The 18078-nt window shown below is 75.5% G+C and carries 14 protein-coding genes and 1 pseudogene; 9 read left to right on the top strand and 6 right to left on the bottom strand.

All coding sequences use genetic code 11. From position 1 onward, the window contains the following. Positions 1 to 25 precede the first annotated feature (25 nt). Positions 26 to 772, top strand: coding sequence for an SAM-dependent methyltransferase (locus ACFVFS_RS15995; protein WP_380624415.1), 747 nt, complete (start codon positions 26 to 28; stop codon positions 770 to 772). Here ACFVFS_RS15995 and ACFVFS_RS15990 read toward each other — a convergent pair. The 6 genes from ACFVFS_RS15990 to ACFVFS_RS15965 form a co-directional block, all read right to left on the bottom strand. Then, positions 724 to 1659 carry an alpha/beta fold hydrolase gene (locus tag ACFVFS_RS15990; RefSeq protein WP_380624413.1) on the bottom strand — a complete coding sequence of 312 codons (936 nt, stop codon included), beginning with the start codon at positions 1657 to 1659 and terminating at the stop codon, positions 724 to 726. The genes ACFVFS_RS15995 and ACFVFS_RS15990 overlap by 49 nt on opposite strands. A 50-nt stretch (positions 1660 to 1709) precedes the next feature. Beyond that, the gene (locus ACFVFS_RS15985; protein ID WP_380624411.1) at positions 1710 to 2909 is read right to left on the bottom strand and encodes a glycosyltransferase family 4 protein; all 1200 of its coding nucleotides are present in this window, start codon (positions 2907 to 2909) and stop codon (positions 1710 to 1712) included. A 3-nt stretch (positions 2910 to 2912) separates the two neighbouring features. Then, positions 2913 to 4112 carry a polysaccharide ABC transporter ATP-binding protein gene (locus tag ACFVFS_RS15980; protein WP_380624409.1) on the bottom strand — a complete coding sequence of 400 codons (1200 nt, stop codon included), beginning with the start codon at positions 4110 to 4112 and terminating at the stop codon, positions 2913 to 2915. Next, positions 4102 to 5016, bottom strand: a complete 915-nt coding sequence (locus ACFVFS_RS15975) for an ABC transporter permease (protein WP_380624407.1) — start codon at positions 5014 to 5016, stop codon at positions 4102 to 4104. The genes ACFVFS_RS15980 and ACFVFS_RS15975 overlap by 11 nt, the downstream gene beginning before the upstream one ends. Before the next feature lie 219 nt (positions 5017 to 5235). Further along, on the bottom strand, positions 5236 to 5925 hold the full coding sequence (locus ACFVFS_RS15970) for a thiol:disulfide interchange protein DsbA/DsbL (RefSeq protein WP_380624405.1): 690 nt from the start codon (positions 5923 to 5925) through the stop codon (positions 5236 to 5238). A gap of 104 nt (positions 5926 to 6029) precedes the next feature. Next, positions 6030 to 7163, bottom strand: coding sequence for a glycosyltransferase family 4 protein (locus tag ACFVFS_RS15965; protein WP_380624403.1), 1134 nt, complete (start codon positions 7161 to 7163; stop codon positions 6030 to 6032). Positions 7164 to 7487: 324 nt separating this feature from the next. Here ACFVFS_RS15965 and ACFVFS_RS15960 point away from each other — a divergent pair, with 324 nt between their 5' ends. The 8 genes and pseudogenes from ACFVFS_RS15960 (at position 7488) to ACFVFS_RS15925 (ending at position 17848) form a co-directional block, all read left to right on the top strand. After that, positions 7488 to 8618, top strand: a complete 1131-nt coding sequence (locus tag ACFVFS_RS15960; RefSeq protein WP_380624401.1) for a glycosyltransferase family 4 protein — start codon at positions 7488 to 7490, stop codon at positions 8616 to 8618. A 408-nt stretch (positions 8619 to 9026) separates the two neighbouring features. Further along, entirely contained in the window at positions 9027 to 10862 is a 1836-nt protein-coding gene (locus ACFVFS_RS15955) for a tyrosine-protein kinase family protein (protein ID WP_380624399.1), read from the top strand. Continuing rightward, positions 10859 to 12031, top strand: coding sequence for a glycosyltransferase (locus tag ACFVFS_RS15950; protein ID WP_380624397.1), 1173 nt, complete (start codon positions 10859 to 10861; stop codon positions 12029 to 12031). Before ACFVFS_RS15955 ends, ACFVFS_RS15950 begins: the two co-directional genes overlap by 4 nt. 92 nt (positions 12032 to 12123) lie before the next feature. Next, positions 12124 to 13200 carry a GNAT family N-acetyltransferase gene (locus ACFVFS_RS15945; protein ID WP_380624395.1) on the top strand — a complete coding sequence of 359 codons (1077 nt, stop codon included), beginning with the start codon at positions 12124 to 12126 and terminating at the stop codon, positions 13198 to 13200. Continuing rightward, complete coding sequence (locus ACFVFS_RS15940) at positions 13200 to 14774, top strand: hypothetical protein (RefSeq protein ID WP_380624393.1); 1575 nt, start codon at positions 13200 to 13202, stop codon at positions 14772 to 14774. Before ACFVFS_RS15945 ends, ACFVFS_RS15940 begins: the two co-directional genes overlap by 1 nt. Beyond that, positions 14771 to 15964, top strand: a complete 1194-nt coding sequence (locus ACFVFS_RS15935) for a DegT/DnrJ/EryC1/StrS family aminotransferase (protein ID WP_380624391.1) — start codon at positions 14771 to 14773, stop codon at positions 15962 to 15964. The genes ACFVFS_RS15940 and ACFVFS_RS15935 overlap by 4 nt, the downstream gene beginning before the upstream one ends. 138 nt (positions 15965 to 16102) lie before the next feature. After that, positions 16103 to 16513: pseudogene (gene mscL / locus ACFVFS_RS15930) on the top strand (large conductance mechanosensitive channel protein MscL); the annotation flags it as partial. A 534-nt stretch (positions 16514 to 17047) separates the two neighbouring features. After that, positions 17048 to 17848, top strand: a complete 801-nt coding sequence (locus ACFVFS_RS15925) for a DUF6643 family protein (RefSeq protein ID WP_380624389.1) — start codon at positions 17048 to 17050, stop codon at positions 17846 to 17848. Positions 17849 to 18078 lie beyond the last annotated feature (230 nt).

The raw sequence follows: 18078 nt of genomic DNA, 5'->3' as shown, positions 1-18078 counted from the left end.
AACCGGGGTGCGCCACACTGGTCGGATGGACGGTCAGACGGTCTCCCGGCTCGCGCACGCCCGTCATCCGATCGCCGCGCCGCTCTCCGACGGGTCGGTGGCGGCGCTGCTGGCGCGGGCGCTCGCGCCGGACGAGGAGGGGCGGGCACTCGACCTGGGGTGCGGCCGGGGGGCCTGGCTGCTGCGGGCGCTGGGCGCGCGGCCGCGCTGGCGGGCGGTCGGGGTGGACCTGGACGCGGCGGCGCTGGCCCTGGCCCGGGAGTCGGCCGAAGCGCTCGGGGTGCAGCGGCGGATCGGGCTGCACCACCTGGACGCCCGGGAGTTCACCGACCGCCGGCCCTTCGAGCTGGTCCTGAACATCGGCGCGACGCACGTCTTCGGCGGCCTGCTGCCGACCCTGGCCGCGGCCCGGGAGCACCTGGCGCCCGGCGGCCGGGTGCTGGTGGGCGAGGGGTTCTGGGAGCGCGAGCCCTCGGCGGCGGCGCTGGCCGCGCTCGGCGCCGCGCGCGAGGACCACGCGGACCTGGCGACCACCGTGGACCGGGTGGCCGCGGACGGCTGGACGCCGGTGGCCGCCCATGTGAGCAGCCGATCGGAGTGGGACGACTACGAGTTCGCCCGGACCGGCACGCTGGCCGAGTGGGCGCTGGACCACCCCGACCACCCGGACGCCGCGGACGCCCTGGCGGCGGCCGACCTGCACCGCGCCGAGTGGCTGCACGGCTACCGGGGGACGCTCGGCTTCGTCACGCTGGTGCTGCGCCGGGACTGAGTGCCGGGCGGCTGCCGCCGGAGCCGGACGAGGAAGTCGTCGATCAGCGGCGCGATCTCGGGCAGCTTCTCCTCCAGGGCGAAGTGCCCGGTGTCGAGGACGTGCAGTTCGGCGTCGGGCACGTCACGCAGGTAGGCACGGGCGCCCGGTTCGGTGAAGAACGGGTCGTTGCGCCCCCAGACGACCAGCGTGGGCGGGCGGTGGGTGCGCAGCCACTGCTGCCAGACGGGATAGAGCTCGACGTTGCGGTGGTAGTCGAGGGCGAGTTCGACCTGGATGTCCTTGCGGCCGGGCAGGTCGAGGTGGTGCTGGTCGAGGGTCCAGCCGTCGGGGGCGACCAGCGTGGGGTCCCCGGTGCCGCCCTCGTACTGGGAACGGGTGATCTCCAGGGTGAGGATGGCGCGGGCGCGCTCGGCGGCGCCCTCGACGCCGGGGCGGTTCGCGATGAACGCGCGGGCCTGATCGGAGAGCCCCTCCTCGTAGGCGTTGCCGTTCTGGACGACCAGGCCGGTGATCCACTCGGGGTGGCGGGTGGCCAGGCGCAGGCCGACGGGGGCGCCGAAGTCGAAGACGTAGAGGGCGAACCGGTCGAGGCCGAGGGCCCGGCAGAAGCCCTCGACGACATCGGCCAGGGTGTCGAAGCGGTAGCGGAAGGCGTCGGAGGCGGGGGCTTCGCTGTGGCCGAAGCCGGGGTAGTCGGGGGCGATCAGCCGGTGCCGGGCGCCGAGCGCGTCGAAGAGCCGGCGGAACTGGTGGGAGGCGGACGGGAAGCCGTGCAGCAGCAGGAGTACGGGGGCGTCGGCCGGCCCGGTCTCCCGGTAGAAGACCCGCAGGCCGTCGACGTCGACGTGGCGGTGGTGGACGTGCGGGATCGTCAGCTCGCTCATGCTAACCATTAAACATGCGAGTACCGGTTAGAGGAAGAGCTGATCCGGCGTCACCGCCCCAGCAGCCGCAGCGCGGCCGGCTTGGTGAACTCGTACCGGGTCATCTGCTCCAGGTCCTTCAGCCATCCCACCGCGCGGCCCGGCCGGGCCAGCACCCGGGTGTAGAGGTCCTCGAAGGCGCTGGTGACGCTCTCCAGCGAGAACCGGCCGACCACCCACTGCCGCCCCCAGGCGCCCAGTTCCGCGCGGCGCCCCGGGTCGTCGAGCAGCCCGCGCAGCTGGGCGGCCAGCGCCTCGGGGGCGCGCGAGCCGTCGCCGAAGCCGTACATGCAGCGCGAGGCGTGCGGCTCGACCAGCGGGCCTGGCTCGTGGACGGCGGTGTACCCGGCCGCGCCGTGCACCACCACCGGCTTGCCGAAGGCGAGCCCGCGCAGCGCCGAGCCGCCCATGCCGAGGACGACGTCGGCCGCCTGGTAGGCCGGGCGCGGGTCGGCCAGCTGGCCGGGGACCAGCACCGCCCGGCGGCCGAGGTCGGCGTTGACTGCGGCCGCGCGGGCGCGCAGCGGCTCCAGGCTGGGGCCGGCGCCGACGATCACCAGCCGCACCCGCGGGTCGTCCAGCCGCCGGACGGCGTCCACGGTGAGCTCGGCACCGGCGTCCTTCTCCAGTGCGGGCACCAGCCGGGTGACGATGACCAGCAGCAACTCCTCGTCCCCGATGCCGTGTTCGCGGCGGAAGGCCGAGCCGTCGACCAGTCCGGGGGCGTCCGTGGCGGTGTTCACCGGCGGCTCGATGAGGCTGACGTCCCGGTGGCCGAAGGCCCGGCCGTCGCCCATCAGCGCGCCCAGGCCCAGCACCAGCGGCTGGTGCCGGGGCAGGCCGCGCAGCATCCGGATGCCGTAGAAGGTGGTGACCACCGGCAGCCGGCCGTACCGCCCGGGCCCGAAGTAGGCGTTGCGGGCCGCCCGGACCTCCCAGGCGTGCAGCAGCTGGCTGCCGTGCTCGGCGGCGAGCCGGCCCAGCCGGCGCCGGACGTCGGCGTGCGGGGTGTCGGGGCCGCCCGCCACCACCACGTCCAGGCCGTGTCCGGCGGCGACGTCGACCAGCGGCGCCGGACCGGCCACCCCCTGGGCGAACAGGACCGGGTCGTGGCCGCGGTCGCGCAGGGTGCGGGCGATGTCGACCGCGTTGAGCTGGGCGCCGCCGAGGGCCAGGTTGTTGAGATGGACGAGCACCCGGACCGGTCGCACGCCTCACTCCTCCCAGTGGTGCGGGACGAACACCGGCGCGGCCAGCACGACGGCGCGCGGCGGGGAGTCCAGCATCGGCCCGAACACGTCGAACTGGCCGGCCGAGTGCCAGCTCATCAGCGTGCCGCCGTCGGTCCGGCCGATGCTGTAGACGCCGGTCCAGAGGGTGTAGCGGCCGCGCGGCAGCGGCAGCCGGGGGATCACGCAGGTCACCCGGCGGTCCTCGCCCGTCAGCCGGATCTCGTGGCTGATCTGGAAGATCGGGCTGGAGGTGCCCTCGCTGACGCCCAGGTGCAGGGTCGCGTCGCCCCGGTAGTCGCCGCTCAGGGTGAGTTCGACGGTCATCGGCTCGTCGGTGGTGAGGCTCTCCCGCTCCTCGCCGCGCACCTCCTGCTTGAGCAGCTGGATCGGCTCGCCGGTGCGGCCGCCGGCCTCGGACTGCGCCTCGATGGAGTCGCGGTAGCCGGCCATCGCCTCCTTGATCCCGGCGTCCACCCGGATCGAGCCCTGCTCCAGCCAGATGCCGCGCCGGCAGATGGACTCCACCGCGGGCAGGTCGTGCGAGACGAAGACGATGGTGGTGCCCTGCTCGGCGACCTCGCGCATGCGGTCCAGGCAGCGCTGCTGGAACACCGCGTCGCCGACCGCCAGCACCTCGTCCACCAGCAGGACGTGCGGCTCCAGGTAGGCGGCGACGGCGAAGCCGAGGCGCATCTGCATGCCCGAGGAGTAGAACTTCACCTGCCGGTCGATGGCCCCGCCGAGCCGGGCGAACTCGACGATGTCGTCGAAGCGGGTGGCCACCTCGCGCCGCCGCAGGCCGAGCAGCGCGCCGAACAGGTAGATGTTCTCCCGGCCGGTCAGGTCGGGGTGGATGCCGGCCCGGATCTCGATCAGCGCGCCGATCCGGCCGCGCACGTCGATCACCCCGCCGTAGGGGTACATCACCCGGGTCAGCATCTTGAGCAGGGTGGACTTGCCCGAGCCGTTGGAGCCGATCAGGCCGACCGACTCGCCGGGCTCGATGTGCATCGAGATGTCGCGCAGCGCCCAGCGCCAGTCCTCGCCCTTCTCGCCGCGCAGCCGCCGGGCCATCGACTCGACCTTGTCGCGCAGCAGCATCCGCTGCTGGTCGGCCTTGAAGCGCTTCCACACCTGGTCGGTGCGGATGGTCCCCAGCGGGAGGGTCTGGTCAGGCGACATCGGCGATCCCCGTCTCCAGCTTCTTGAACAGCAGGTAGCCGCCGACCAGGAACACCACCGAGGAGACCGCGGCGATCGTGGTGAGCGCGGCGTCGGGCGCCCGGCCGTACAGCAGGGCGTTGCGGTAGCCCTCGATCACGGCGCCGAGCGGGTTGAGGCCGACGTAGACCTCCTGGAGGCGCTCCGGGATCTGCGCCAGCGGGTAGGCCACGGGGGTGGCGAAGACGCCCATCTGGGTGATGATCGGCAGCAGGTGGCGCACGTCGCGCAGGTACACCACGGCCACCGACAGGACCAGGGCGATGCCGTAGGTGAAGGCGAACTGGATGCCCAGCAGCGGCACCACCCACAGGAAGGTCGCGGCGGGGGCGGTCCAGAAGACCAGGAACAGCAGGCCCAGCACGGCGGTGCCGATCAGCATGTCGACGGTGGCGACCAGCATGGTGGCGAGCGGGAAGACCTCGCGCGGGCAGTACACCTTGTTGAGCAGGCTGAGGTTGTTGGCCAGGCTCAGCGCGCCCTGGTTCATGGTGTTGCTGAAGAACTGCCAGACGATCAGGCCGACGTAGGCGAACAGCGGGTACGCGGCGCCCTCGGTGTCGACGTGCACGGCGCGGCGGAACACCAGGGTGAAGATGGCGCACAGCGCGAGCGGGGTGAGCACCGCCCAGGCGAAGCCCAGCACGGCCTGCTTGTAGCGGGCGCGCAGGTCGCGTTCGGCGAGCGCGCGGACGAGTTCACGGGCGCCCCACAGTTCACGGGCCACCCGGGCCGGGCGGAGCCGGCGTTTGAAGATCAGTTCGGGCGGCGGCCCGTCGGTGGCCCGCGGGCGCCGCCCCGGGGCCTGCGTTGTCTGGCTGTCGCGCTCGTCGACGAGCTGCGCGCGTTGTCCCCCCACGGACACCTGCCCTCTCCGGTACCGGCGGTATCGAGAAGTGGGCCCGTCAGAGCGGCTGTTGACACCGGCGGCGACGCGGCCCGGGCCCACTCTGGCACAGAGTGTGGCCGCCGGGGGTCGGTTCGGTGAAGGTGATCGGATCGCGATGGGGAGCGCGGCCGGAAAAGGGCGGGCCGGCCGGGGTGCGGCCGACCCGCCGGGGCGGTCGGAGGGGGTGGGGAAGGATCAGTGGAGCAGCGTGTGGGCCGGGTGGCGCTGCTGGTCCTGGGCGACCAGGTGGTCCATCGCCTCGGGCATCGCCTCGACGCCGCCGGCGTTGGTCGGCGAGGTGCGGTACTCGCCCTGGACGACCACGGTGGGCAGCTCGTTGATGCCGTAGCGGACGAACAGCTCGGCGGCCTCGTCGACCGACCGGCCCACCTCGTCCGAGCGGTAGGCCTCGCGGAAGCGGTTCTGGTCGACGCCCTGGCTCTGCGCCCAGGCGGTGGCGGTGTCCTCGGTGATGAGGTCCTGCTCGTTGGTGTGCACCGCCCGGAAGGCCTCGGTCTGCAGGCGCTCGACCAGGCCCAGGCGCTCCAGCGTGTAGTACAGCCGGGCGTGGCCGCGCTGCGCGGTCTCCTCGCGGCTGCCCTGCCAGATGGCCGGGACGCGGCGCAGGTCGACGTCGGCGCGGTGCCGCTCGGTCCAGGCCTGGAGCGGCTTCTCCAGCGCCTGCGAGTGCCCGCAGTCGTACCAGAAGAACTCCAGCGCCTCGGTGCGGGCGCTCTCGCGCACCGGCTGGATGGTGTCGAGGCGGGAGAACGGGGCGCCCTCGCGGGGCGGCTGGTGGTGGCTGGCGGCGGCGGCCTGGAGGGGGGACGCGGCGATCCCGGTGGCGACGGCCAGCAGCAGGGTGGTTCGAAGGATCGACTTCACACCGGGGAGTGTGACGCCCGACGGAGCGTCAGCGGCCGGTCGTCCCGGTGCGTCGGGCCGGGATTCGCCTGAACGGCGCACCCGGCCCGGCGCACCGGGACGCGTCAGCCGCGTCCGCCCGGTCCGCCGCGTCCGCAGACCTCGCTGAAGAGGCGCTGCCAGGCGTCGGCCACCGTGTCGAGCTCGCAGTGGGCCAGCGCGTGGGCGCGGGCGGCGGCGCCGAGTCCGGCGCGGTCTCCGGCCAGCACCTTGGCCAGCGCCTCGGCGAGGACGAGCGGGTCGCCGGGGGCGACCAGCGCGCCGGTGGTGCCGTCCTGGACCACCGAGCCGACCCAGCCGACGTCGGTGGCGACGGCCGGCAGGCCGGCCAGCGCGGCCTCGATCAGCACCCCGGGCACACCCTCGCTGTCACTGCTGAGCAGGACGGCGTCGACGGCCCGGTAGAGCGGGGCCGGGTCGGCGAGGGTGCCCAGGAAGTGGGCCCGGGCGGCGGCCGGATGTCGCTCCAGGGCGGTGCGCAGCGGGCCGTCCCCGGCGACGGCGAGCCGCACGTCGGGTAGCCGGTCGAGGGCGTCGAGGGCGAGGTCCAGGCGCTTCTCGCGGGCGATCGCGCCGACCCAGGCGACCACCAGGCCGTCCGGCGGCAGGCCCAGCTGCTGGCGGGCGGCGCGCCGGTCGGCCTCGCCGGCGGAGGGCGGGTAGCGGTCGGCGGAGCGGGCGTTGGGGATGGTGCGGACGTTGGCGGCGGGCAGTCGGAAGCGTTCGACGAGCAGGTCGCGGGCCTCGTCGGCGAGGGCGGTGACGGCGGCGGCGCGGTGCAGCAGGGCGCCGGTGCGCAGCCGGCGGAGCGGGCCGGGCGTCCAGTGCCGGGGGTCGCCGATGGAGACGTAGACGAACGGGGTGCGGGTGCCCGCGAGGGCGAGGGCGCAGGCGGGGAGGGTGGAGGATCCGTGGGCGACCACGAGGTCGGCGGTGCGGGCGGCGGTGCGCAGGGCTCCGAGGGTGCGCGGGTGGAGGCGGCCGGGGCCGAGGACCGTGGTGGAGCGGGTGTCGGGGGCGTCCGGGTGGGCGTCCGGGTGGGGGGCGAGCGCGCGCAGGGCGGAGGCCTGGCCCCGGCGGCGCAGTTCGCGGTGGAGGTCGCGGGCGAGTCCCTGGGCGCCGCGGCGGCGCGGATCGGTGATGAGGTGCAGGATGCGGGGGCGGGTTCCGGTCGTCCTGGCCGGTGTCGCTTCAGGCATGGGAAAGACCTTGGCACAGCCTCCGGCCTGGGACGACCCCTTCGCGCAACCCGGCGGTGGTCCGTACGCCAGCGCGGGTACTCCCGGAGGGCGCCGGGCGGGCGCCGTCGTACGCCCCTCGAAGGGTCCACGCGCCCTGTTCAGCGCTGTCGTCCGCCCCCTGACGGTTCGCCACCGGCCCGTCGGCGGCGCCCCCGGTGTGACCGAATCGCTGGCGGGCGCCGGTCGCGACCTGCGATGCTGATCGGCAGTCAGGGCGCCGTCCCGGCACGGGAGACCGGGCGCGCCCAGGAGGGCGGGGGTTGGCCTGTGCATGTGCTCTATGTGATCGACAGCGTGAGCCGGGTCGGCGGGGCCGAGCAGGGCCTGGTGGCGATGGCCCCCCAGCTGGTGCGGGCCGGGGTGAAGCTCGACGTCGCGTACCTCAAGGACTCCCCCGGCGGCTTCCAGCCGGAGCTCACCGCGGCCGGGGTCGACGTGTTCGGGGTCGGCCGGACCACCCGGGGGCGCACGGTCGCCGCCCTGCACCGGCTGGTCCGCGAGCGCCGCCCGGACCTGGTGCACACCACGCTGTACGAGTCGGACGTGCTCGGCCGGGCCGCCGCGCTGGCCGCCCGCACCCCGGTGGTGACCAGCCTGGTCAACGCGTCGTACGGGCCGGAGCACCGCAACGCGCGCGGGCTGAGCCCGTGGAAGGTGCGGGCCGCGCAGACGGTGGACGCCGCGACCGCGCAGGGCACCCGGCGCTTCCACGCGCTGACCCGCTACGTGGCCGGGGCGATGGCGCGCCGGCTGCGGGTGCCGTCCCAGCGGATCGACGTGGTGCCGCGCGGGCGCGACCCGGAGCGCCTCGGCACGGTGACGCCGGACCGGCGGGCCGCCGTGCGCACCGCGCTGGAGCTGCCGCCGGACGTGCCGGTGGTGCTGGCGGCGGCCCGGCAGCAGTACCAGAAGGGCCTGGACGTGCTGCTGGAGGCCTGGCCGGAGGTGCTGCGCGCGGAGCCGGAGGCGGTGCTGCTGCTGGCCGGCAGCGAGGGCGGCGAGAGCGAGCGGCTGCGGGCGCTGGCCTCGGCGACCGCCGGGGTGCGCTTCCTCGGGCCGCGCGACGACGTGTTCGACCTGATGGCGGGCTCCGACGCGTTCGCCGTGCCGTCCCGCTGGGAGGGCCTCGGCAGCGCGGCGATGGAGGCGATGGGGGTCGGGGTGCCGCTGGTCGCCGCCGACGTGCCGGCCCTGCGCGAGACGGTGGGCTCGGAGGACTACGCCCGGCTGGTGCCGCCGGAGCGGCCGGCCGCGCTGGCGGCGGCGCTGACCGACACCCTGCAGGACCGGGCCTCGGCGCGGGTGCGGACCAAGGCCGCCCGGGCGCGCTTCCTCACCTCGTTCACGCTCCACCAGGTGTCGGCCCAGATGGTGGAGTTCTACGAGCGCTCGCTGCGGCTGCGGGCGGTCTGAGCGCACCCGCCGGCCGGGCCGGACCGGGGCCGCCCTGTCCGGATCCCGGCGGTCCGGACCCGGCCGCCCGGGATCTCCCGGACGAGTATCGCCAAAGCGGTTGCGCCGCACGTCGGGGCTCGGGAAGCATCGCAGGGGGACCGGCGGGGGCGGCGGTCGGCAGGCACCGCGCGCGGTGCACCGCCGGGGCCGGGCCGGACCGTGGGGAGCGCGACGTCGAGACGTCGGCCGCGAGTCGTCAGGGGGGCGGGTTGCGACACCAGCCGAGGGATTCCACCGTGCCCGCGAGGGCCATCCGGTCATGCCCGGGGGCGTGACCCAGCGGTACCCGTACCCGCCGTGCTCCCGCCGGGGGCGTGACGGGCGCTGACAGCACCACCGCACCACGAACGCGAGGGGATCCAACCGGTGGAACCGGCAAACCACTTCACCGTCCTGCGGCGCTACTGGCGGCTGCTGGTCGGCTGCACGCTCGCCGCGCTGGTCGTCGGCTGGCTGCTGACCCCGACCGGCGACACGGTGGACAACGCCAAATGGAAGTGCAAGGTCGCGATCACCCCGGTCGCGGGCGCGGGCGACACCGTCCGCGCCGACCAGGTGCTCTCCTACGCGCAGGGCGCGGACGTCGCCGCGGCCACCGCCAAGGCCGTCGGCATCGCCGACGCCTCCGAGGTCATCGCCCGCCGGACCGTCACCGCGGACAGCCCGCAGATGCTGACGATCGCCACCACCGGGCCGACCAAGCAGTCCTGCTCCGACCTGGCCACCGCCTACTCGGCGGCGATCATCAAGGGCTACAGCGACGAGTCGGCCCGCAGCGCCGCCGAGACGATCAAGAAGCTGCAGGCCCAGGCGGACAGCCAGCAGCAGCAACTGAACGAGATCCAGGCCCAGTTCAACCGCTCCTCGGCCGCCGACCAGCCCAAGCTGCAGCCCAAGCTGACCGCCGCCGCCACCTCGCTGACCACCACCCTCACCACGATCAGCAAGCTGGCCAACAGCGCCCAGACCGACGCCATCCAGCAGTGGGGCAGCATCGACGCCCGCCAGGGCACCAGCAATCTGCTCTCCTCCCCCAGCCGCAGCGTGCGGCTGGGTCTCGCGGTGGCGCTCGGCCTGGCGCTCGGCGTGGTCGCGGCCCTGATGCTCAGCCGGATGGACACCCGGCTGCGCAGCCGCAACGCCGTCGAGGAGGCGTTCAACCTGCCGGTGATCGGCGAGGTGCCGCACCTGTCGCGCCGCCGGCGGCGGGTGCGCGAACCGCTGGTGCGCGCCCGGCCGTCCGACCCGGCCGCCGAGGCGTACCGCTCGCTGCGCTCGACCCTGCTGCTGACCGGCCCGGACACGCTGGCCCGCCCGGCCGGCGGCGAGGACCGGGACCCGGCGCGGACCGTCGCGCGCCGGCTCGCCGAACCCGCACCGGTGGTCCTGGTCGCCTCCGGCGGCAGCCGCGACGGCCGGACCATCACCATCGCCAACCTGGCCGCCGCGCTCGCCGAGACCGGCCGCGACGTGCTCGTCCTGGACTGCGACTTCCGCCATCCGCAGCTGCACACCCACCTCGGCGTCGGCGACGGGCCGGGCATGGCCGAACTGCTCAGCGGTGAACGGCTCGGCGAGCTGGACGACCTGGTGCGGCCGACCAACGTCGACGGCGTCTCGCTGATCACCGGCGGCAACACCACCGCCTACCCGGCGGCGCTGGTGCTGCGGGCCGGCGAGGTGCTGCGCCGGGCCCGGCGGCACGCGGACGTCATCCTGGTCGACACCTCGCCGCTGCTGCACGCCAACGACGCCTACGACCTGGTGCAGCACGCGGACGCGGTGCTGGTGACGGTGCGCAGCGGAAACGTCACTCCGGAACAGGCCGACCGGGTGGCCGAGTTGCTCTCCCGCACCGGCGTCCCGGTGGCCGGGGTGGCGCTGCTCGGCACCTACGGGCCGTCCGGCGGCCGGCGGCGCACCCCTGCGGGCGGCTCCGGGGCGTCCGGGCCGGCCGGCCGCAGCGGGGCGCAGAGCGCCGCACCGCCGCGCCAGACCCCGCCTGCGGGACCCTCCGCCGACCGGGGCTCCGAGCGCCCGGGCGAACTCGGTGGCGGGCGGACCACGCCCAGCTGGGCGCGGCGCCCCGCCGAGGCGGACGGCGGCAACGGCCACCGGCCGGACGGCGCGGCCGGCGTGAACGGCGCGGGCGGCGACGGCCAGGGCGAGCCGGCCCTGCTGCGCGAGGCGGAGGAGCGGTGAACGGACCCCTGACCGGAGCGGCGCACGGCACGGACGGCGCGCCCACCCGGGTGCTCTGGCTGGCCAAGGGCCTCGGCCGCGGCGGCGCCGAACAGCTGCTCCTCAACTGCGCCCGCCACGCCGACCGTTCGCGCTACCGCATCGAGGTCGCCTACGTGCTGCCGTGGAAGGACGCGCTCGCGCCCGCGCTCACCGAGGCCGGGGTGGCCGTGCACTGCCTGGGCGGGGTGCCGGGCACCCCGGGCCGGGCCGATCCGCGCTGGCCGCTGCGGCTGCGCGCGCTGCTGGCCGCGCGCCGGTACGGCCTGGTGCACACCCACATGCCCGTCCCGGCGGCCGCCGCCCGGCTGCTCGCCCCCACCCTCGCGGGGGGCGCGCCGCGGCTGGTGCACACCGAGCACAACGTCTGGGAGCGCTACCGCACGGCCACCCGCTGGGCGAACGCGCTGACGTACCGGCGCAACGACGCGGTGATCGCCGTCTCGCACGCCGTCGCCCGGAGCATCCCGCCCGGCCGGCGCCGCCCCGGCGAGTGGGTGACCGTCGTGCACCACGGCCCGGACCTGGCCGGCGCCCCCGAGGGACCGGCCGCCCGGGCCGCCGCCCGCGCGGAACTCGGCCTGCCGGCCGACGCGTTCGTCGTCGGCACGGTCGGCAACCTCACCCCCAAGAAGGACCAGGCGACGCTGCTCGCCGCGCACGCCGCGCTGCTGGGCCGCCGCCCGGACGCCCGGCTGCTGCTGGTCGGCGCCGGGCCGCTGGACGCGCAACTGCGCGCCCGGGCCGCCGAACTGGGCGTCGCGGACAGCGTCGTGTTCGCCGGCTCGCGCGCCGACGTGCCCGCGCTGCTGCCCGCCCTGGACGTGTTCACCCTGAGCTCGCGCCAGGAGGGCCTGCCGGTCGCGCTGATGGAGGCGATGACCAGCGGGCTGCCCGCCGTGGTCACCCGGGTCGGCGGCATGCCCGAGGTGCTGGACGACGGCGAGCAGGGCTTCCTCGTCCCGCCCGGCGACCCGGCGGCGCTGGCCGGCGCCTTCGACCGGCTGGCCGGGGACCCGGACCTGCGCGTGCGGCTGGCCGCCGCCGCCCGGGAGCGCGCCGAGCGCTTCGACGTGGCCGGCGCCCAACGCGCCGTCGAGGCGGTGTACGCGCGGGTCCTGCGGCACTGACCGCACGCCCCCGGCGGCCCGCCCCGAGAGCAACGACGCACCGACGTTTCCCCGTTAGCCCCCCGACCACCGATGGGAGAGCGAGTCCGGACGTGAGCGCCCTGCCCGCCCCCGCCGAGCTGACCTTCCGCCCGCTCGCCGAGGCCGACCTGCCCGCCCTGCTCGACCTGCTCACCGCCTCACTGGCGGGCGGCCCCACCGGCACCCGCACCGCCGGGTTCTTCGCCTGGAAGCACCGCCGCAACCCCTTCGGCGCCAGCCCCGGCATGGTCGCCGAGGCCCCGGACGGACGGCTCGTCGGCGTCCGGCTGTTCCTGCGCTGGCAGTGGCGGCGGGGCGGCGAGGACGGCTCCGAGGTGGCCGCCGTCCGCCCGGTCGACACCGCCACCCACCCCGACTTCCAGGGCCGCGGCATCTTCCGCCGGCTCACCGTCGACCTGCTCGACCAGGTCGCCGACGAGGCCGCGCTGGTGTTCAACACCCCCAACGGCAACAGCCTGCCCGGCTACCGGAAGATGGGCTGGCAGGAGCTGGGCCGGGTGCCGGTCGCGGTGCGCGCCGTACGCCCGGCCGCCTTCGCCCGGGGCGTGCGCGCCGCCCTCGCCCGCCGCCCGGCCGGCCCCGCGCGCCCCGTCGACGAGGACTGCCGGCTGCCCACCGCCGCCGCCTGGCTGGCCGCCCACGTCGGCGCCGGCGAGCACGGCGCGCTGGCCGAGCTGCTGCGCGAACGCGCCGCCGCCGACGCCGCGGACCGCCGGCTGGCCGTCCACCGCACCCCGGAGTTCCTGCGCTGGCGCTACGGCGAGGCCCCCGGCCTGGACTACCGGGTGCTCACCGTCCACCGCGGCGACGAGCTGACCGGCCTGGCCCTCGGCCGGCCCCGGCGGCGCGGCCCGCTCGCCGAGTTCACCCTCGCCGACGTCATCGTCCGCCCCGGCGACCGGGACAGCGCCGCCCGGCTGCTGCGCGCCGCCGCCCGGGAGAGCGGCTGCGACCACGTCGCCACCCACCTCTCCCCCGGCACCGAGGCCGCCGACGCCGCCCTGCGGGCCGGCTACCTGCGCGCCCCGCGCACCGGGATGACGCTGGCCGCCCGCACGCCCACCGGCCCCGCACCGTACACCCTGGCCGACTGGCGGTTCAGCCTCGGCGACCTGGAGGTCTTCTGATGCCGGGGGCGCCCGGCGGCCCGGGTGCGCCGGGGGCGGCGACGGCGGTGCTCAGACGCGTCCCCTGGCCGTCCGCCGTCGCCGCCGCCCTGGTCACCGGCTACGTCACGCTCTTCGTCCTGGCCTCGGTGCACACCTCGTACGACACCTGGGGCGCGCTGCTGATCCTCCCGGCGCTGATGGCCGTCGGCACGCCGGTCCTCGCCCGGATCGCCGCCGCCAACCCCGAACGGGACGTCTTCCGGCTGCTGCTGCTGGCGATGACCGCCAAGCTGCTCTGCGCCTTCCCGCGCTACCTGATGGCCTTCGTGCTGTACGGCGGCGCGGCCGACGCCAAGATGTACCACCAGAAGGGCACCGAGCTCGCCGCCTACCTCGACCAGGCCGACCTGCTCGGCGGCGTCCACTACGACCTGGGCATGAAGGTGGCCGGCACCGGCTTCATCATCATCGTCACCGGCGTGGTCTACGCGATCACCGGGCCCTCGCTGATCGGCGGCTTCCTGGTCTTCTCCTGGCTGGGCTTCTGGGGCCTGCTGCTGTTCTGGCGGGCGCTGCAGATCGCCTTCCCGGAGGCGGACACCCGTAAGTACGCCAAGCTGGTCTTCTTCCTGCCCTCCCTGCTGTTCTGGCCGTCCAGCATCGGCAAGGACGCCTGGATGATGTTCTGCCTGGGCCTGACCACCTACGGCACCGCGCGGCTGCTGGACCGCCGGTTCGGCGCCTTCGCCTGCATCGCGCTCGGCTCGCTGGGCACCGCGATGGTCCGCCCGCACGTCACCGCGCTGGCCGGGGCCGGGCTGATGGTCGCCTACGTGCTGCGCCGCCGGCCCCAGCAGGTCAGCGCGCTGGGGCCACTGCGCACCATCCTCACCGCCGTGGTGCTGGGCGCGATGGCGGTGCTGATGCTCCAGCAGGTCTCCACCTTCTTCGGCACCGACGGGACCGGCGGCGACGCGGTCAACCAGGTGCTCTCGGAGACCTCCCGGCGCACCAGCCAGGGCAACTCGATGATCAACGCGACCGCGCCGGAGGACGCCGCGCCGCAGTTCAGCCTCAACCCGGCGGGGCTGCCGGTCGCGGTGATCAGCGTGCTGTTCCGCCCGTTCCCGTTCGAGGCCTCCAACATCCAGAACCTGATCCAGTCGGTGGAGTGCTTCGCCCTGCTGGTGATGTTCATCCGGGCCTGGCCGCGGCTGAGCCGACTGCCCCGGCTGTTCGTGCAGCGCTCCTACGTGGCCTTCGCCGCCGTCTACACGCTGCTGTTCTGCTGGGCCTTCTCGACCATCAACAACATGGGCATCCTGTCCCGCGAACGGGTCCAGGTGCTGCCGCTCGCCCTGGTACTGCTGGTCGTCCCGGCCGCCGCGGCCCGCGGGTCCGCCGCCGGCCGCCGGCCGCCACCGGTGTGGCGGGCCGCGCCCGGCCAATGGGGCGCCCGCCGCCGCGCCGAGCCGCCGGAGCGCCGGCCGCGGCCCGCTCCGACGCCCTCCCCGGCCCCGCCGTCGTCCATCGCGCCATCCTCGTCCACCGTGTCACCGTCACCGTCCCAGGGGGGATCGACCGCGCCATGACCACCGACACCCTTGCCCTGCCCGCCGCCCTCGGCGGCACGCCCGCCTTCCCCGGCGGGCTGCCGCTCACCCGGGTCCAGGTGCCCGACCGCGCCGCGCTGCTGGAGCGGCTCGGCACCGTCCTCGACAGCGGGCAGCTCACCAACGGCCGCACCGTCGCCGAACTGGAGGAGGCGGCGGCCGAGCTGCTGGAGGTGCCGCACGTGGTGGCGGTCTCCAACTGCACCACCGGGCTGATGCTGGTCCTCCAGGCCGCCGGCCTCGACGACCGCCGCCCGGTGGTGATGCCCGGCTTCACCTTCTCCGCCACCGCGCACGCCGCGCACTGGGCCGGCGGCACCCCGGTGTTCGCCGAGGCCCGCGAGCGGGACATCACCCTCGACCCCGAGGACGCCGCCGCCCGACTGGCCGCCGCCGACCGCCCGGCCGCCCTGATGGCCACCCACGTCTACGGCACGCCCTGCCAGGTCGAGCGCCTCCAGGAGGTCGCCGACGCCGCCGGGGTGCCGCTGGTGTACGACTCCGCGCACGGCTTCGGCAGCCGCCGCAAGGGCGTGCCGATCGGCAACTTCGGCTACGCCGAGGTGTTCTCGATGAGCCCGACCAAGGTCGCGGTGGCCGGCGAGGGCGGCCTGGTCGCCACCCGCGACGCCGGCCTCGCCCGCCGGCTGCGCACCGCCCGCGACTACGGCAACCCGGGCGACTACGACACGCTGTTCCCCGGCCTGAACGCGCGGATGAGCGAGCTGCACGCCGCCGTCGGCCTCAACTGGCTGGCCGGCCTGCCCGAGCGGGTGGCCCACCGGACGGCGCTGGTCCAGGAGTTCGCCGCGGTGACCGCCGGACTGCCCGGGCTGCGTCTGGCGCTGCCGGAGGAGGGCGACACCTCGACCTTCAAGGACCTCACGCTCATCCTGGACGACGCCGCCTTCGGCCTCACCGCCCGCCGACTCGCCGACGCGCTGCGGGCCGAGGGCATCGACTCGCGCCGCTACTTCCACCCGCCGGTGCAGCGCCAGCGCGCCTACGCCCACCTGGGCCAGGCGGAGTCGCTGCCGCTGACCGACCGGCTCGCCGACGCGGTGCTCACCGTGCCCCTCTGGTCGCAGATGGACGCGGCCACCGTGCGCCGGGTCGCGGAGGCGGTGGTCCGGATCCAGCCGTACGCGGAGCGTCTGCGCGCGGCCTGACCCGAGCGGGCCGGTCCGCCGGCCCGTTACGCGGTTCGGGTGAACGCGGTTGGACCGCGGGCCCGCCGGGTCGGCAGGATGTCCGGCCGGGGCCCGCGGTCCCGTTCCACCCTCCCCCGTACGGATATGGAGTTCCCGGTGCTCAAGGGATTCCGCAGCTTCCTGCTGCGCGGAAACGTCGTCGACCTGGCGGTCGGCATCGTGATCGGCGCGGCCTTCACGGCCGTGGTCACCGGGTTCGTGACGGCGTTCCTCACCCCGCTGATCGGCGTGGCGACGGGCGCGGTCGGCGACTTCACCCAGAAGACCTTCGACGTGGCCGGCACCCGGTTCCCGTACGGAGTCTTCGTCAACGCCCTGATCGGCTTCGTGCTGGTGGCCGCGGTGATCTACTTCATCGTGGTGGTGCCGGTCGGCAGGCTCCAGGCGAAGCTGGAGGGCGCCAAGCCGGCGCCGGCCGCCACGGCGGACTGCCCGGAGTGCCTCAGCAGGATCCCGGCCGCGGCGGTGCGCTGCTCGTTCTGCACCTCCGAGCTGGCCGGCCGGCCCGGCTTCCCGGCCCAGCGCGGCCCCGTCGAGCAGCCCGCGGGCCCGTCCGCCGCGAAGGCGGCCGGAAAGGCCACCGGGAAGACCGGTGGGAAGAACGGCGAGAAGAGCGGCGAAAGGGCCGAGGAGGCCGACGGGAAGACCACCGAGCAGGCCGCTCCGGCGCACTGAGCGGAACCCGGCCACCCGGCCGCGGGCCCATATCGGTCCTGACGGGGACTTTATTCCCCAAACATTCACGAGCCCCCGCCGCGCCCCCGGCGGGGGCTCGAATGCGCCGGTCCGCGCCCCGCCCGCAGAAGTTTCTTCGACGGTCCCCGAACCGTCCACCGGCCCGTCACCGCACGGGTCTTCGACACCCCCGTCCGAGCCCCGTTCGAGCCCCCGGAACCCCCGGACAGTGGCCTGAAGTCGCCGCCAAAATGTCCGTTCTTCCTACTTTCGAAACCTTTGTTCGGGCGAAGCTTGTGTAAACACTCGAACTGCTCCGCCTCCCAGTCTCCTCAGCAGCCGCGTTGTGGGCTTACCGTATGCCCCATGACCTCGCCCCGCTCCTACGACGGAGTCGGCTACCCCTCTCCGTCCTTCTCCTCCGGCACGCCCATCTACGACAGCCTCGTCGCAGAGCGCGGTGTCCCCCAGATCGCGCCCATCAACGTGCCGGCCGCCCTCCCGCCGGCCCTGTCGACCGGTTACGGATCCGGCCTGTCCGGCCCGTCCTACGAGAACAACCGGTACGGCACCGGGTACGACAGCCCCGGCGGCAACCTCCCCGCCCTGCCGCCCGCCCGCCTCGCCCTGGGCCCCGGCCCGAGCAGCGCGCCGTCCTCCGGCCCGGCCACCACGTACATCCCGGCGCAGTCGGCGCCCGCGTACGCCGCCGCGCCCCAGCCTCCGGTCCCCGGCTACGGCGCCCCGCAGCCGTACCTGCCCGGCCAGCGCCCGCAGACCCCGGCCCCGGGCTTCACCCAGGCCGCCACCGGCGGATACCAGCCGTCCGGCGGCCAGAGCTTCGGCGGCCAGAACACCTTCGTCGGCGGCCACGGCGGCCCGCAGACCTTCGGTGCGCAGCCCGCCGGCGGCCCGGTCGGCCCGCAGGGCATGGTCGGCCAGCCCCAGGCCCCGCAGCCGTTCGGCGGCCCGCAGGGCTTCGTCGGCCAGGGCGCCCAGCCCGGCGGCTTCGGCGGCTCCGGCGACCAGTCCTTCGGCGGCGCCCAGCTGCGCCCCGCGGTCACCCCGGTCGCCCCGGTCCGCCCGATGCAGCCGCAGCGGCCCGGCCCGTACGGCGAGCCCGGGCAGTTCCAGCAGGGCTACCAGCCGCAGGCCCAGAGCTACTGAGGCCGGTGGCAGCTCCGGGCCGGCCCCACCCGGCCCGCACCCGCACCACCTAGCACCACCCGGCGCACCCACATCCGCCGGGCGTACGGAGAAACGGGTCATCCACGGACCGCCCGGAACGCCGCCCCACCTGGCGTTCCGGGCGGTCCGTGCGCATTCGGGCACGCGGGCGGGCGCGTTCGGGCGGCCGCGGCACCGCCGTCGGGACCGCGCCTCGGGACGGGGCGCGG

The organism is Kitasatospora sp. NPDC057692, assembly GCF_042799475.1.
Classification (GTDB): domain Bacteria; phylum Actinomycetota; class Actinomycetes; order Streptomycetales; family Streptomycetaceae; genus Kitasatospora.
The sequence above is the reverse complement of the archived record's forward strand: the minus strand, read 5'-3'. Positions and strand labels throughout refer to the sequence as shown.

What these genes read in the sequence shown, in the direction of transcription:
- ACFVFS_RS15995 (WP_380624415.1), top strand. Translation starts at nt 26, where the DNA reads ATGGACGGTCAGACGGTCTCCCGGCTCGCGCACGCCCGTCATCCGATC.
- ACFVFS_RS15990 (WP_380624413.1), bottom strand. Translation starts at nt 1,659, where the DNA reads ATGAGCGAGCTGACGATCCCGCACGTCCACCACCGCCACGTCGACGTC.
- ACFVFS_RS15980 (WP_380624409.1), bottom strand. Translation starts at nt 4,112, where the DNA reads ATGTCGCCTGACCAGACCCTCCCGCTGGGGACCATCCGCACCGACCAG.
- ACFVFS_RS15965 (WP_380624403.1), bottom strand. Translation starts at nt 7,163, where the DNA reads ATGCCTGAAGCGACACCGGCCAGGACGACCGGAACCCGCCCCCGCATC.
- ACFVFS_RS15940 (WP_380624393.1), top strand. Translation starts at nt 13,200, where the DNA reads ATGCCGGGGGCGCCCGGCGGCCCGGGTGCGCCGGGGGCGGCGACGGCG.
- ACFVFS_RS15935 (WP_380624391.1), top strand. Translation starts at nt 14,771, where the DNA reads ATGACCACCGACACCCTTGCCCTGCCCGCCGCCCTCGGCGGCACGCCC.
- ACFVFS_RS15925 (WP_380624389.1), top strand. Translation starts at nt 17,048, where the DNA reads ATGACCTCGCCCCGCTCCTACGACGGAGTCGGCTACCCCTCTCCGTCC.